The organism is Actinoplanes sp. NPDC026623 (assembly GCF_040638275.1).
Lineage (GTDB): Bacteria > Actinomycetota > Actinomycetes > Mycobacteriales > Micromonosporaceae > Actinoplanes.
The window spans coordinates 1-14,659 of sequence record NZ_JBEZXZ010000215.1 but is presented as its reverse complement, the minus strand read 5'-3'; the positions used below and the strand labels follow the sequence as shown (position 1 = coordinate 14,659).

Sequence of the window (14,659 nt, the reverse complement as noted above, 5' to 3'; positions counted from 1 at the left end):
GCCGGCGCGGCCGGGTCGTGCGAGCGCGGCGGACCGGTCAGACGCGGAAACCGGCGACCAGATCCTGCAGCGTGCGGCTCAGCTCGTCGAGCTCGCCGGCCGCACGCCGCGACTCGTCGACCGAGGCGGTCGTGTCGCGGGCGGCGTTGGCCACGCTGCCGATGTTCACGGCGATCTGCTCGGACGCGGCGGCGGCGTCGCCGACGCTCCGGTTCATCTCGTTGGTCGTCGCGGTCTGCTCCTCGACGGCCGAGGCGATCGTGGTCTGGTAATCGCTGATCCGGGTGATGACCTCGGTGACGTCGGCGATGGCCGCGACGGCGCTGGCGGTGTCGGCCTGGATCGCCTCGACCCGCCGGGAGATGTCCTCGGTGGCCCGCGCCGTCTCCTGGGCCAGGTCCTTGACCTCGCCCGCGACCACCGCGAAGCCCTTGCCGGCCTCGCCGGCCCGGGCGGCCTCGATGGTGGCGTTGAGCGCGAGCAGGTTGGTCTGCTCGGCGATGTTGGTGATCGCCTTGACGACGTCGCCGATCATGCGGCTGGAGTCGCCGAGGCGGGACACGGTCTCGGTGGTGAGCCGGACCGTGTCGACGGCGGTGGCCGCGACCGTGGCCGCCTCGTGGGCGTTGTGCGAGATCTCGCTGATCGAGGCGCCCATCTCCCCGGCGCCGGCCGCGACGGTCTGCACGTTGAGGGAGACCTCCTGCGCGGCACCGGCGACGACGTTCGCCTGCGCCGACGACTCCTCCGCGCCCTTGGCGATCTGGCCGGACAGGCCACCGATGCGGCGGCTGGTGTCCGCGAGGCCCGCGGCGCTGTGTGTCAGCTCCGTGATGACGTTGCTGATCGAGCCCAGCGCGGCGTTCACCGACCGGCCCATCTGGCCGACCTCGTCGGTGGAGGTCACGTTCACCCGGCGGGTCAGGTCCCCGTCCGCCACCCCGGCCAGCACCGTCGCGGCGTCGTCGAGCGGCCGGGTGATGCTGCGGGTGATCCACCAGGCGACCAGGGCCGCGACGGCGGCCGCCACCAGGCAGCCGAGCGCCATCGTGGTCAGGAAGCCGTCGGCGATGTCGCGGGCCTGCGCCGTGGCGGCCGGCGGCGCACCGCCGGCGGTCAGCCCCGCACTGATCCTGTTGACCTGGGAGACCCCGACCGCCGTGAGCGCGACCATGCAGAGAATCACCACGAGGAAGCCGGCACCGAGCCGGTGTCCCACCTTGAGGTTCGAGAACTTCACCTGATCACCATTCGACAGTGGGTAGCAGACCACGGACGGGCCTCACCGCTTCGTCGGCCACTCGGCGACCTACGTGAGGTTTTGTCGCACCGCCACACTCCGTTCCGGTGAGATGCTCGGGACATGGTGGTGGACGAGTCCGCGCGGGCACGGCCGTCGGCGGCGCTGCGGCCGTACGTCGCGCACTACTCGGGCTGGCGCCAGGCCGGTGTGCCGAGCGTCACACACCGGGGCCTGCCGTCGCCCTACCTGACGCTGATCCTGACCCTCGACGAGCCGCTCGTCGTGCGGGTGCACCCCGATCGGCGGCAGGCGCCGGGGCGCTACGACGCGCTCGTCGGCGGCCTGCACCTGACCCCCGCCCTGGTCGCACACGGCGGCCGGCAGTGCGGGGTGCAGGTCGCCGTGAATCCGCTGGGGTGCCGCGCGCTGTTCGGCCTGCCCGCGGGCGAGCTCGCGGGCCTCGACCTCGACCTGGCGGACGTGCTGGGGCCGCTCGGCGCGGAGCAGGTCCGCGAGCGGCTGCGGGCGGCGCCGCACTGGCCGGGCCGGTTCGCGGCGGTGGACGCCGCGCTGCTCGCGCTGGCCCGCCGCGGCGCCGCCGAGGTGCACCCCGACGTGACACACGCCTTCGGACGGCTGCTGGCGACCGGCGGCAACCTGCCGGTGCGGGACCTGGCCGACGAGGTCGGCTGGAGCCCCCGCCACCTCACCGACCGGTTCCGGGTCGAGACCGGGCTGGGGCTCAAGGAGGCCGCCCGGGTGGTCCGCTTCGACCGGGCCCGGCGGCGGCTCACCCCGGTCACCCGGCTGGCCGACCTCGCCGCGTCGGCCGGCTACTACGACCAGGCCCACCTGGCCCGCGAGTTCCGGGCGATGGCCGGCTGTTCACCGTCGCGGTGGCTCGCCGACGAGTTCACTTTTGTCCAAGACCGGCCGGCGCCGCGCGGCCAGGATGGTTCCCATGGCTGACACGAATACGCCCCCTCCCCAGGTGTGGCCCACCCTGCGGGCCCGCGACGCGCGCGCCCTGATCCGGTTCCTGGTCGACGCGTTCGGCTTCGTCGAGACCGCCGTCCACGGCGACGGCGACCGCGTCGACCACGCCGAGCTGGCCTGGCCGCCCGGCGGCGGCATCATGCTCGGCTCCCACCGAGACGACCCGGGCGACCCCTGGGCGCTGCCGCCGGGCACCTTCGGCGCGTACGTGGTCACCGACGATCCGGACGGGCTGCACGAGCGGGCGGTGAAGTGCGGGGCGACGATCGTCAAGGCGCCCATGGACACCGACTACGGCTCGCGGGACTTCGCCGCCCGCGACCCGGAGGGCAACCTGTGGTCGTTCGGCACCTACCGGGGCGAGCCACGCCGTTAGGCGACCGCCTCCGCACCCGCCTCGCCGGTCCGGCGCCCGGCGACGGTCGAGTACACCGAGCCGAGCTGCGCGGCGACGCGCTTCCACGAGTACGCCTGCCGGGCCCGGTCCAGCGCCGCCGTCGCGTACGCGAATCGCCGGACCTTGTCGTTGACCAGCCGCCGCAGGGCGCCGCCCAGCGCGCGCGGGTCGCGGGCCGGCACCAGATCCCCGGTGAGGCCGTCGACGACGGTCTCGTTGATCCCGCCGACGGCGGTGCCGATCACCGGCAGGCCGCAGGCCATCGCCTCCAGCGGGGCCAGCTCGAAATGCTCCTGCCAGGGCGCCGCGACCAGCAGGTCGGCGGAGCGGTACCACTTCGGCATGTCGGCGCCCGGCACGCCGCCGACGAGGCGGACCCGGTCGGCGACCCGGAAGTGCTCGGCGATGGCGCGCAGCCGCTTGGCCTGCGGGTCGGTGGTGAGCTGGGCGGCGGGCGGCCCGCCGACGACGACGTATTCGGCGCCGGGCACATAGCGCATGGCCTGGATGACGTCGCCGAAGCCCTTGCGCTCGACCAGCCGCCCGACGGACAGGATGCGGGGCCGCTGCGGGTCACGCTCGGCGACCGGCCCCTCGGGGGTGAAGCGTTCGCTGTCGACGCCCGCGGGGACCACGGTCAGGCGGTTCCGGGGCACGCCGATGCGTACCAGCCCGCGCACCTCGTCCTGGCTCTGCGCCACCACCCGGTCGACCGCGCGGCCGAGGGCACGCTCGTAGCCGATCCGCGACGGCCCGTCGGCGGCGGCGGCCTCCGCGGCGCCGAGCTCGTGGAACGACTGCACGACCGGGATGCCGACCGTCCTGGCCGCGGTGACGGCGGCCAGGCCGCTGGTCCAGAAGTGCGCGTGTGCGACCTCGGGGAGCCAGTCGGCCTCATGCCATTCGGTACGCAGCCACTGCGCGAAGTCGCCCATGTGCGACAGCAGACGATCGGCCGGCAGCACCTGCGCCGGGCCGGCGGGCACGTGCACGACCTGGACACGCTCGCTCATCTTCACGATCGCGGGCAGGGCGGGGTCGTCGCGGCGGGTGTACACCCGGATGTCGTGGCCGACGGCGGCCAGCGCGGTGGACAGGTCCGCGACGTGGCGCTGCTGCGCACCGGCGTCGCCGGTGGGCAGCGGGCTCGCCTGCTCGGAGATCATGGCGATGCGCACTGCGTCCTCCCTCCGACAGCTTGGTTCCGGGGAAGTAGACCGGAGTCGAGGCTGCGATACGCGGCGAGACTTGCCCTTCACCCGAAAACGTAAACATCGTGGTGCCGGGTTTGCCCTATCTCATGGTCATCTGCAGCGTACCGCCCGGGCTCATTGATGAGCCCTCGCCGTACCGTCGGCGGCCGGAGTTACCGATAGACGGCTCGGTGGGCGGCGCCGATCGCGGCCTGGTAGAGCCGCCCGGTCAGCGCGCGGTCCCGGGCCAGCGCCGCCCGGGCCGCGTTGGCACCCGGCGCGCCGTGCACTCCCCCGCCCGGATGCGCCGACGCGCTCGCCAGGAACAGCCGCTCCACCGGCGTGTCCGCCCGGCCGAGGCCCGGAATCGGCCGCAGGAACAACTGCTGGAACGCCGCCGCCGTCCCGCCGCCGAGCGCCCCGCCGACCAGCGACGGATTCTCCCGCTCCAGGTCAGCCGGCGAGAACACGTTGCGGCCCACGACCATCCGGGTGAAGCCCGGCGCGTGCTCCTCCACCACCGCCTCGATCCGGGCCACCCGCGCCGCGATCTCGTCCGCGGACCAGTGCCCGCGGCGCGGCAGGTGCGTGTAGCCCCACGCCGATTCCGTACCCGCGGGCGAGCGCGACGCGTCCGCGGTCGTCATCTGGCCCAGCAGCAGGAACGGGTCCGGCGGCGTCTCGCCGGTGGCCAGGTGGGCGGAGTAGCGGGTCAGCCCGTTCAGGTCGGCGCCCAGGTGCACGGTCCCGGAGCCCGCCACGGCCGGGTTCTGCCACGGGATCGCGCCGTTCACCGCCCAGTCGACCTTGATCGTCGCGCCGTCCCAGCGGAAGAACTCCAGGTCCCGCATGAGCCGCGGCGGCAACCACCCGCCGCCGACCAGGTCCAGGTACAGCGCCGGCGCCGGGACGTCGGCGAGCACCGCGCGGCGGGCCCGCCAGTCGCGGCCGTCCGCCGTCCGCACCCCCATCGCCCGGCCCCGGGCGACCAGCACGCGCGTCACCCGCGTCTCGTAGGTGATCCGGCCGCCGCGCTCCTCGAGGCGCCGGACCAGCGCCGAGGTGATCGCCTGGGCGCCGCCGACCGGGACCGGCCAGCCGATCTCCTGGCCCAGCATCGCCAGCAGCCAGCCGTACACGCCGCCGCCGGCGTCCTGCGGCGAGAGATCGGTGTGCAGCGCGCAGCCCGCCAGCGCCAGCCGCGCCCCCTCGCCCCGGAACAGCTCCGAGCCGAGATCACGCGCCGAGAGCATCAGGCGGCGGGCCAGCCGCAGCGAACCGCCGACCCGCAGCCGCCGGGCCAGGTCCAGGCCCGAGCGCACCGGCGGGAACGGCTCGAACAGCGCCTTCAGCAGGTGCGGGGAGACCTCGCGCCAGTCCTCGTACGCGTGGCGCCAGCGCTCCCCGTCGCCCGGCGCGAACCGCTCCATCGAGGCCATCGTGGTTTCCAGGTCGCGGCTGACCGTGGCCGCGCGGCCGTCCGGGAGCAGATGGGTGAACACGTCCGGGGCGTGCGTCCAGCGCAGCCCGTGCTCCCCCAACCCCAGCGCCGCCAGCACCGGCGAGGCGTGGCCGAGCGGATAGAAGGAGCTGAACAGGTCGCTGAGGTAGCCCGGCGCCGTGACGTACCCGGAGCGGACCGCGCCGCCGGGGTGCGGCGTCGCCTCGAGGACCTCGACGCTCCAGCCCGCGTCCGCGAGCAGGTTCGCCGCGACCAGACCGTTGTGTCCCGCCCCGATGACAATCGCATCCGCCTGCTCCACGGTGACCGCCCCTCTCTCGTCGCGCTGCGCCCACCCCGATTCTGTCGCAGCCGGCGCGGATCAGCCCCAGACGGTCACGGTGCCGACCTCGGAGCCGACGTCCACCGCGTACCTGTCGCGGGCGCTGACCCAGCCGGCCGGGGCGATCAGTGCCCCCGCCTGCGCGCGGGCCCGGCGCGCCCAGGGCACGGCCACCAGCGCCGCGCCGCCGCGCAGCCGGAAACGCAGCGGGGTACCCGCCGGGAGGGCTATCGCGATCTCGCCCACGCCGCCGGTCAGCTTGATCGGTACCGTGCCGCGCGGCGGCGGCAGCCGCATGCTCACCAGGCCGGTCCCCGAGCCGAGTTCGACCCGGCGGATCCGGCCGGCGGCCAGGTCCAGGTGCTGCTCCCCCGCGCCGGCCGGCAGCCGGATGTCCCAGCGTACGGCCCGGTTGAGCAGGATCTCGACCGTGTCGGGGCCGTCGGCACCGGTCGGCCGGAGCCCCAGCCGCACCCGGCCGGGCGTGCCGGTGACGGCGGGCGCCAGCCCGGAATCGGCGGGCGTGCTGATCCGGTAGAGCAGCCCCGGCAGGTCCGCGAGGCGCACCTCGACCCGGGAGGCGGCGTCCCGGACGATCAGGAACGCGCCGGTCCGGCCGTGCAGGGCGCCCGCCAGGACGTGCTGTTGCGGCCCGTCCAGGGCCGGCTTCTGCCGCGCGCCGAGGGTCGAGACCGGCGTGCAACCGGCCGCGCCGAAGCCGGCCAGCAGCAGGCCCGCGAGCAGCAGAAACAGGGATCGCGTACGGGCCGTTGAGCGACGACGACGCTGCGCAGTGGGCACCATCGGACAACCCGAGATCGGCTGAAAGGGTGACGGCGCGACGTCCAATTGCGGCGAGACTGTCCGAATGCGTTCCGCCGGATTCCTGTCTGAGGGCCACCGCCGCATCGCCTGGGTGGGCTTTCTGCTCGCCGCGTTCCAGGCACCGGTCGCGGCCCGGCTGCTCCACGACGCCTCGTGGCTCTTCGCGGTTGTCGTCGCCCTCCTGGTCGCCACGGTGATCCTGGCGGACGACGCACAGCGCCGCCGCCCGGAGACCGAGCCCGCCGAATAGGTCCCCTCAGCGGGCCTCGTGGCCCTTGCGGCCGTGGGTGCGGCGCCGCTCCTTGAGCTCGGCCTCGTAGAGGTGCCGCCGGCCGCCCGCCAGCTCGTCACGGGCGTCGCGTTCCACCGCGCGGAAGTCGGCGTAGTACCCGTCGTCGTACTCCTCGACCAGCTGGAACGTCCAGTGCCCCGGCACGACATTGCGGCCGATGAGCTCCTGCTGGATCCGCTCGGCGATGCCGGCCTGCCCGGCCCGCACGAACAGCGACACGGCGTCGTCGAGCATGAAGTCGGCCTGCCCGGTCAGCTGGTGCACCTCGTAGAGGCAGCCGCGCACCCGCTCGACCACCTCGAGCGCCTCGCTGAGCTTGCCCAGCGCCTCGACCGTCACATCGCTCATTCCCTCCGGGCGCCGGTGCGCGTCGTCGGGTCCCTTGTCGTCCACATCCGCCTCCTTCCTGGCCCGGTTCCCGGCCGTGCCGGTGGCCGGAGTTCAACCGAGCTGCACCGGTCATGGGAACCGTTGACTACCCCGGGCTATCTAACGTTCCCCTCATGAATGGCCTGTTCAGCGGCGCTGCCGCCCGTGCTGCCCTGCGTTCCGCCCATGCCTGCCTCGAGGAGCTGATGAAGTCCGTCGGCAATGCCGGCCTCGCGGCCGCCGAGCAGTCCCCGGGGCTGCTCGCCGCCGTCGACCAACATGCCGCGGGGGTCCGCGACAGCCTGTCGTCGGACGTCCGCCCGCTCACGGCGGTCATTCTCGCCGCGTACGCCGAGGGCGTCCGCGACGCCGCCTTCAAGCATGGCTGGCGCCCGCCCGCGGGACCGGTCGACTGGTCCGAGCCCGACTGGGTGCTGAACCGCCTGCTGGCGGTCTGCTCGCTGTCCCGCTCGCTGCCCGAGACCCGCTGAACGCCCGGGGCCGGCACCGGGACTCCGGTATCGGCCCCGATACGCCGCTCAGGCCTCGTCGCGGGGCGGGCGCGTCGACATCACCTGGGTCTTCTCCTCGTCGGCCGATCCGGCCTGCCGGGGCAGTACCTGCCGCCGCTCGCTCTGCGATATGACGGTCGTCGTCTCCGGGTCCGACACGTCCCTGCCCGGCGTCGCGGCGTCGGCACCATTCTCCTCCACCGGCGGGCCGCCCACGACGTCCGCCGTGACATCCGGATCCCCGGCCGGGTCGTGCCCACCCCCGTCGGCAACATCCGGATCCGCCGCCGGACCACCCACGACGGCCGCCGTGACATCCGGATCGCCGTCCGGGTCGCGCTCACCCCCGTCTGCGACATCCGGATCCGCCGCCGGACCGCCCGTGACGGCCGCCGTGACATCCGGATCGCCGTCAGGGTCGCGCTCGCCCTCGTCGCCACCATTCCGATCCGCCGCCGGACCACCCACGACGTCCGCCGTGACATCCGGATCGCCGTCAGGGTTGCGCTCGCCCTCGTCGGCGACATCCCGATCCGCCGGACCGCCCGCGACGTCCGCCGTGACATCCGGATCGCCGTCAGGGTTGCGCTCGCCCTCGTCGGCGGCATCCGGATCCGCCGCCGGACCGCCCGCGACGACCGCCGTGACGTCCGGGTCCGCGGTCTGGCCGGGCCGGGCCGGGTCGCCGATCGTCAGCCGGGTCGTGGTCTCCGCGCCGCCGGGGACGGGCGGCTCCGGGTCGCCGAATCCCGGCACCGGATGCGGCCGGCCGTCGATGCCGCCGAGATGCTGCAGGGGGATGACCTGCGTGGTCTCCACGGCCGCCTCCTGCGCCGCCCGGCGCTGCCTGGCCTCGGCCGCCGCCTCGCGTTCCGCCTTCAGCCGGGCGTTCTCGGCGAGTGCCGCCTCCCGGCCGGCGCGGTCCTGCTCGGCGAGGCGGGCCTGCTCGGCGAGGCGCGTCTCCTCGGCCGCCCGCGCCGCCGCGGCCTCCTCGGCCGCCTTGCTCTCGGCGGCCGCCCGGGCCCGCTCCTCGGCGTAGTTGCGGGCGTGTTCGCGGATCGCCGCCGACTCGGTGCCGGCCCGCTCCAGCCAGGCCTCCCACCGCTGCTGCATCGGCCGGATCATGCCGCCGCCGACGCCGACGATGAGCACCCCCGCGACGGTGGCGAGCACCGCGATGAGCACCGGCTGGGTGACCGCCGTGGCGATCTGCACCTGCTCCAGCGCGGCGATGACCCCGAGCGCCACGATCAGCCAGTACGCGGCCTGCGACAGCACCCGGCCGTAGGGCAGCCCGCCGAGCGCGCTGCCGATGAGGTCGCGGACGGCACCGCCTATCGCCGCGGCGACCACGATGATGACGATCGCCACGAACGCCCGGGGCAGCCAGGCGACGAGCGCGGTGAGCAGGTCGCTGACCGCGTTGGGGCCCCAGATGCCGAAGGCCAGTTGCAGCGCGAAGAGCAGCACCGCGTAGAAGGCGATCTTGGCGCAGAGGTCGCTCGGCTCGACCCGGCCGCCGAGAGCCTTGCCGATGGCTCCGCGTTCGACCGCCCGGTCGAAGCCGACCCGGCGCAGGGTCTTGCCGACCACCGTGCGGGCGATCCGGGCCAGCACGTAGCCGATGATCAGGATGGCGATGAACGCCAGCGCGATCGGCACGAACAACAACACGGAACTCCACATGTCGCTCAGCGCATCGCTCAGATCGGGCCCGGTCATCTGCTCTCCTTCAACGCCCGCTACCCGTCCGGCGTCGACGCCGGCCTGTGCCGACGATAGGTCGCCGCGGGCCGGATCGCAGGTCGGCCGTGCCGGCGCCGGGCACGCCCGGCCGGATACGACCGATGATCGATCATGGCCGGGTCGATCCGCGCGGCGCCCGGGCTCCTGTCGAATAGGCGACACCCGCCAAGGGCCGGGCCGGCGACGCCGTCGCAGCGGAGGGTAGTCCCGCGAGCAGCCCGCCGGCGGCCCCGATTCGCGAACACGAGCCGGCGGCGGGATGGATCGTCGCAGCTCAGCACCGTGTCCCGCGGCAAGCGAGCCCGATGGATCTTGTCGATCGACGGGCGGGAACCGACAATGAGGGGTACCGGATCCCCGGTGCCCGGACCACGCATCGTAAGATCTCGCGGAGATGGGCCACGAGCGGCACACCCATCCCACCTACACGTACCGGCCATAATCGGACGACCGTATGGTGCCCCCATCGTCCGAACGGCCGAGGCGGGCTACGCTCAACTCATGGTCGGCATGGGGAGCCCTTCAGCGATGACCACGCTGCCCAACCAAACCAGCACTCCGGCGAAGCCCGCCGTCGACTGCGCGGCACGTGTTCGCGTCCACGCCTGGGCCGACACCTCGCTCGGGCCGGCCGAGGCGTGGGATCCGGTCGTCCGCGCGGCGATCGAGGTGCTGCTCGCCTCCCCCGTGCCGATGGCCCTGGCCTACGGCGACGACCACGTGCTGATCTACAACGACGCATACGCCGAACTGCTCGGCGCCGGGCACCCCGCCGCGCTGGGCCGGCCCGCGGCCGAGGTCTTCGGCGAGCTGTGGACGGCGCCCGGCGTCGGCAGCGTCATCCAGGACGTCTACCGCACCGGCCTGCCGTTCCTCGAGGCCGAGACGCAGGTGGCGGTGGCCCGCGGCAGCGCCGGCCAGGTCGAGCAGGCCTCGTTCACCCGCGGCCACTCGGCGGTCCGCGACGCGCAGGGCACCGTCGTCGGCGTGCTCACCGTGGCGGCCGAGACCACCCAGGTGACCCGCCGGCTGCAGAGCCTGGGCGACCTGACCGCCAAACTCGCGGCGGCGCTGACGATCGATGACGTGGCGCGGGTGGTCCTGGCATACGCGATGAACTCGTTCGACGTGGACCACTGCGTCTTCGCGGTCGACGACGGGCCGGGGTTCCGCTACGTGCGGCGCATCCGCGGCGAGATGATGGACGAGGCCGACGAGCGCCTGCCCCCGCTGTGGAAGCGGATCGGCGCCAACCCGGCGGCGCCGATGGTCGCCGCGGCGCAGACCGGCCGCCCCCTGTTCCAGCCGGACGGCTCACCCCTCGCCAAGATCGCTACCGACCGGCACGAGCGGCGCATCCGGGCCCTGGCCGCCATGCCGCTGCGCACCGCCTCGCTGACCGGCGCCCTGACCATGGGCTACCGCACGGCACACACGTGGCTGCCGGCCGAGCGCGCGCTGCTCTACGCCGCCGCCGAGCTTGTCGCGCAGGCCGCCGAGCGGGCCCGCCGCTTCGAGGCGCAGCACGGCACGGCCCAGTTGCTGCAGCGCAGCATGCTGCCCGAGCACCTGCCGGAGCTGGAGCGGTTCCGGATCGCGGCCCGCTACGACGTCGGGGTCGACGGCAACGCGGCCGGCGGCGACTTCTACGACGCCTTCGAGCTCGCCGACGGCCGGCTGGCGATGGTGCTGGGCGACGTGGCCGGCCACGACGTCCGCGCGGCAGCCGTGATGGGCCAGGTCCGGGCCGCGCTGCGCGCGCTGGCGCTGACCGACCCGGCGCCCGGCACGGTGCTCTCCGGGCTGGACCGGCTGGTCACCTCGCTGGGCGCGGAGTCGCGCAACGAGGAGATCTTCGTGACCGTCGTCTACGGGGTGCTGGAGCCCGCCGACGGCACCATCACGGTGGCCAGCGCCGGGCATCCCCCGCCGGTGGTGCGCCGGGCGGGCCCGGACGGCGGGCCGGCGACCGCGGAGCTGATCCGGGTGCCACCGGGCGCGCCGCTGGGCCTCGGCGGGCAGTGGCGGACCACGACCCTGCGCCTCGAGCCCGGCGACTCGATCCTGCTGTTCAGCGACGGCGTGGTGGAACGCCGCCACCGGCCGCTGAGCGACGGCCTCGCGGACCTGGTGGCCGCGGCCGCGACGGCGAACAGCGGCGACCCGCGCAACCTGTGCTCGCTGGCGACGGCGGCGGTGGCCGGCCGCACCGACGACGACGTGGCCGTGCTGGCCGTCGAGCGGGCGGTCGCGCTGAGCCGCTCGGCGACGATGCTGGTCGCGGCCGAGCCGACGGGCCCCAGCCGGGTGCGGCAGTGGATGTCGGCCCGCCTGCGCGAGTGGTCGGTGCCGGAGCCGGTGATCGGCGCGGCCATCCTGTGCACCAGCGAGCTGACCACGAACGCCCTCCTGCACGCGGGCACCCCGGCACAGGTGCACATCGACCTGAGCGCCGAGCGCCTGCTGGTGTCCGTGGCCGACACGGGTACGCGGGGAAGCGTCACCCGGGCCCGCACCGACACGCTGAGCAGCCGGGGCCGCGGACTGGGCCTGATCGAGGAGCTGACCGACGCCTGGGGCACCGACCCGACCGTGCGCGGCTCCACCGTCTGGTTCGAGATGCTCATCCCCCCGCACTGACCCCTCTGCGCCTCGCCGCCCTGACCCACACGGCCCCCGCGCCGCGGCCCCCTCCTCGCTCCGCACCCCGTGCGCCCCACCCGCGATCCGCGCCGCACCCCCGATCCCGCGCCCCACCCCCGACCCCGCGCCCCACCCCCGACCCCGCGCCCCACCCCCGACCCCGCGCCCCACCCCCGACCCCGAGCACGACCCGCGATCCCGCGCCGCACCCCCGATCCCGCGCCGCACCCGCGATCCCCGCATCCGCGATCCGCGGCCGGCGGAGTCCGGCGCGCACAACGCGGTCGCCGCGCGGCATGTTTCGGCCGCCGCGGGGCAGTGCTACTGCCGTGCAGCTGTCCGATCTTCTCTTCGCGCTGTTCGGCGTGGCCGCCCTGCTCGCCGGCATCCTGCCGCGGGTCCTCGAACGCCGCCCGCTGTCCATGCCGATCGCCTTCCTCGCCCTCGGGATGCTCGTCTTCGCGCTGCCCCTGGGGCTGCCGAGGATCGATCCGCTCGCCCACCCGGAGCTGACCCAGCACCTGACCGAGGTGTGCGTGATAGTCGCGCTGATGGGCGCCGGCCTGAAGATCGACCGCCCGCTGAGCGGCCGCCGCTGGGCGTCGACGTGGCGGCTGCTGGCCGTCGCCATGCCGGTCACCATCGCGGCGATGGCCCTGCTCGGCTGGTGGTGGGCCGGCCTGGTGCCGGCGGCGGCGCTGCTGCTCGGCGCCGCCCTGGCGCCCACCGACCCGGTGCTGGCCGCGGACGTACAGGTCGGCGAGCCGACCGACGAGGAGGACTCCGAGGACGAGGTGCGCTTCGCGCTGACCTCGGAGGCGGGCCTCAACGACGGGCTGGCCTTCCCCTTCGTGTACGCGGCGATCGCGCTGGCCGGAGCGGCCGCGACCCACCAAGACTGGCTGACCGAGTGGCTGCTGGTCGACGTGCTCTACAAGGGCGCGGCCGGGGTGATCGGCGGGCTGGTCGTCGGCAGGCTGCTCGGCAAGCTGTTCTTCCGGGCGCCCAACCGCAAGCTGCGCCTGGCACACCACGCGGAGGGCTTCCTCGCGCTCGCCGCGACCTTCCTCGCGTACGGGCTGGTGGAGGTCGTGGGCGGGTACGGCTTCCTGGCCGTGTTCATCGCCGCGCGGGGGATCCGATCGGCGCAGCGCTCGCACGAGTATCACCAGGTGCTGCACGACTTCGCGGAGCAGATCGAGCGGCTGCTGACCGTGCTGCTGCTCCTGCTGCTCGGCGGCGCCGTCGTCGGCGGCCTGCTGACGCCGCTGACCTGGCCCGCGGCCCTCGCCGGACTCGCGCTGATCCTGCTGGTCCGCCCGCTGACCGGCTTCTTGTCGCTGCGCGGGGCGCCGGGCCGCAAGACCGAACACTGGGTGATCGCCGCATTCGGAATCCGTGGCATCGGATCGTTTTATTACCTCGCCTATGCGATGAGCCACGCGACTTTCCCGAACGTGGATGTCATATGGGCGACAGTGGCTTTGGTCGTGGTCGTAAGCGTGGTGTTGCACGGCGTTGCGGCCACGCCGGTGATGCGGCTTTTGGATAGGTCCAACGAACGATCCCGTACCCCCGAAGAGCGCCACGCTCAGTAACGGTCACAACTGTGAGTAATGCTTGCCCCGCGAGTTCGTAGTTTATTTAGGACATTGAACCCGAGCATGGTGGCAGAGCGTATTCATGCCTGTAAGGTGATCGGCACCTCCCCCAAGGCCGAGATTCCACGATGGAACGACAGGAAAGGTGCGGCCGATGCGAATTCGGGGCTTTGCGCCGGCGACCCCCTGCTGGGTCGAACTGGCGAGTGCGGATCCCGCCCGGGCGGCGGATTTCTATGCCGGTCTATTCGGCTGGGATCCGGCCGGCGACCGTTTCAAACTCGGCGGGCGGGCCGCTGCCGGGCTGACCCGGGCGCGAGCCGACCGGCCGGCCGGCTGGCTCACCTATCTGACCGAACACAACCTCGAGTCGTCGATCACCCGGGTCCACGAGGCCGGCGGCCGGCTGGTGTCCCCGCCCGCCGACGGGCACGGCGGCCGCTCGGCGCTGATCGCCGATCCGGCCGGCGCCCTGCTCGGGCTCTGGGAGAGCGGCGACTTCACCGGCGCCCAGGTGGGCGGCGAGCCGGGCACGATGACCTTCCCGGAGTTGCTCACCGACGACGCCGTCGCGGCGGCGGGCTTCTACGGTCGCGCGTTCGGCTGGCTGCTGCGCGACGAGTACGGCAGCGACGGCACCCGGGGCGAGTGGATCACCACGGCGCACGACGCGATGGCCGGCCTGGCGCCGAGCCGCGGCGGCAACTGGTGGCGCGCGTCCTTCCAGGTCGCGGACTGCGCGGAGACGATCGAGCTGTGCCGCAGCCTCGGCGGCGGCGTCATCGCGGGTCCGACGGACATGGGCTTCGGCAGCTACGCGGAGCTGCTCGACCCGTGGGGCGTCCCGTTCGCGGTGGCGGCGCCGGCGGCACTGCCGGTCGAGCTCAACATGTCCTTCACCCCGGCGGCGGGCATGGAGCTGACGTTCGGGGCATAGCCCAGCAGGGACCGATCAAGAGAGGCGCCGGACTGGAGTCCGGCGCCCGGGTCCTGGTCCAGGACCCGCCCCGCACCCCGCGGAGAGAGACCCGGAGAATGAAACAAAGTAGGCCACAACA

The 14,659-nt window shown here is 74.0% G+C and carries 12 protein-coding genes and 1 pseudogene; 7 read left to right on the top strand and 6 right to left on the bottom strand.

Annotation, left to right across the window (positions count from 1 at the left end):
- Positions 1 to 37 precede the first annotated feature (37 nt).
- A complete protein-coding gene (locus AB0F10_RS38215; RefSeq protein WP_360637004.1) occupies positions 38 to 1,240 on the bottom strand; it encodes a methyl-accepting chemotaxis protein in 1,203 nt (400 codons plus the stop codon).
- Between the two features lie 123 nt (positions 1,241 to 1,363).
- Here AB0F10_RS38215 and AB0F10_RS38210 point away from each other — a divergent pair, with 123 nt between their 5' ends.
- Together AB0F10_RS38210 and AB0F10_RS38205 are read left to right on the top strand one after the other, a co-directional pair.
- Positions 1,364 to 2,212, top strand: a complete 849-nt coding sequence (locus AB0F10_RS38210; protein ID WP_360637001.1) for a helix-turn-helix transcriptional regulator — start codon at positions 1,364 to 1,366, stop codon at positions 2,210 to 2,212.
- Positions 2,205 to 2,615, top strand: coding sequence for a VOC family protein (locus AB0F10_RS38205; protein WP_360636998.1), 411 nt, complete (start codon positions 2,205 to 2,207; stop codon positions 2,613 to 2,615). Before AB0F10_RS38210 ends, AB0F10_RS38205 begins: the two co-directional genes overlap by 8 nt.
- On the opposite strand, the gene AB0F10_RS38200 is transcribed toward AB0F10_RS38205, so the two are convergent.
- The 3 genes from AB0F10_RS38200 to AB0F10_RS38190 all read right to left on the bottom strand — a co-directional run bounded on the left by AB0F10_RS38200 (position 2,612) and on the right by AB0F10_RS38190 (position 6,417).
- Positions 2,612 to 3,814 (bottom strand): glycosyltransferase, encoded by a 1,203-nt coding sequence (locus AB0F10_RS38200; RefSeq protein WP_360636995.1) that lies wholly within the window; start codon positions 3,812 to 3,814, stop codon positions 2,612 to 2,614. The two genes, AB0F10_RS38205 and AB0F10_RS38200, sit on opposite strands and share 4 nt — an antisense overlap.
- Before the next feature lie 188 nt (positions 3,815 to 4,002).
- Positions 4,003 to 5,592, bottom strand: a complete 1,590-nt coding sequence (locus tag AB0F10_RS38195) for an NAD(P)/FAD-dependent oxidoreductase (RefSeq protein ID WP_360636992.1) — start codon at positions 5,590 to 5,592, stop codon at positions 4,003 to 4,005.
- A 60-nt stretch (positions 5,593 to 5,652) separates the two neighbouring features.
- Positions 5,653 to 6,417, bottom strand: a complete 765-nt coding sequence (locus tag AB0F10_RS38190) for a hypothetical protein (RefSeq protein WP_360636990.1) — start codon at positions 6,415 to 6,417, stop codon at positions 5,653 to 5,655.
- A gap of 64 nt (positions 6,418 to 6,481) precedes the next feature.
- Here AB0F10_RS38190 and AB0F10_RS38185 point away from each other — a divergent pair, with 64 nt between their 5' ends.
- On the top strand, positions 6,482 to 6,688 hold the full coding sequence (locus AB0F10_RS38185; RefSeq protein WP_360636987.1) for a hypothetical protein: 207 nt from the start codon (positions 6,482 to 6,484) through the stop codon (positions 6,686 to 6,688).
- Between the two features lie 6 nt (positions 6,689 to 6,694).
- Here the strand turns inward: AB0F10_RS38185 and AB0F10_RS38180 are convergent, their stop codons facing one another.
- On the bottom strand, positions 6,695 to 7,078 hold the full coding sequence (locus AB0F10_RS38180) for a hypothetical protein (protein ID WP_360637007.1): 384 nt from the start codon (positions 7,076 to 7,078) through the stop codon (positions 6,695 to 6,697).
- A gap of 155 nt (positions 7,079 to 7,233) precedes the next feature.
- Between AB0F10_RS38180 and AB0F10_RS38175 the strand changes: the two genes are divergently transcribed.
- Entirely contained in the window at positions 7,234 to 7,590 is a 357-nt protein-coding gene (locus AB0F10_RS38175; RefSeq protein WP_360636984.1) for a DUF6401 family natural product biosynthesis protein, read from the top strand.
- A gap of 1,062 nt (positions 7,591 to 8,652) precedes the next feature.
- On the opposite strand, the pseudogene AB0F10_RS38170 reads toward AB0F10_RS38175, so the two are convergent.
- Positions 8,653 to 9,333: pseudogene (locus tag AB0F10_RS38170) on the bottom strand (hypothetical protein); the annotation flags it as partial.
- 552 nt (positions 9,334 to 9,885) lie between these two features.
- Between AB0F10_RS38170 and AB0F10_RS38165 the strand changes: the two are divergent.
- From AB0F10_RS38165 to AB0F10_RS38155, 3 genes are all read left to right on the top strand, one after another.
- Positions 9,886 to 11,997, top strand: a complete 2,112-nt coding sequence (locus tag AB0F10_RS38165; protein WP_360636981.1) for a SpoIIE family protein phosphatase — start codon at positions 9,886 to 9,888, stop codon at positions 11,995 to 11,997.
- A 332-nt stretch (positions 11,998 to 12,329) separates the two neighbouring features.
- The gene (locus AB0F10_RS38160; RefSeq protein WP_360636978.1) at positions 12,330 to 13,598 is read left to right on the top strand and encodes a cation:proton antiporter; all 1,269 of its coding nucleotides are present in this window, start codon (positions 12,330 to 12,332) and stop codon (positions 13,596 to 13,598) included.
- 157 nt (positions 13,599 to 13,755) lie between these two features.
- Positions 13,756 to 14,538: a VOC family protein gene (locus tag AB0F10_RS38155; RefSeq protein ID WP_360636975.1), complete on the top strand. Its 783-nt coding sequence runs from the start codon at positions 13,756 to 13,758 to the stop codon at positions 14,536 to 14,538.
- Positions 14,539 to 14,659 lie beyond the last annotated feature (121 nt).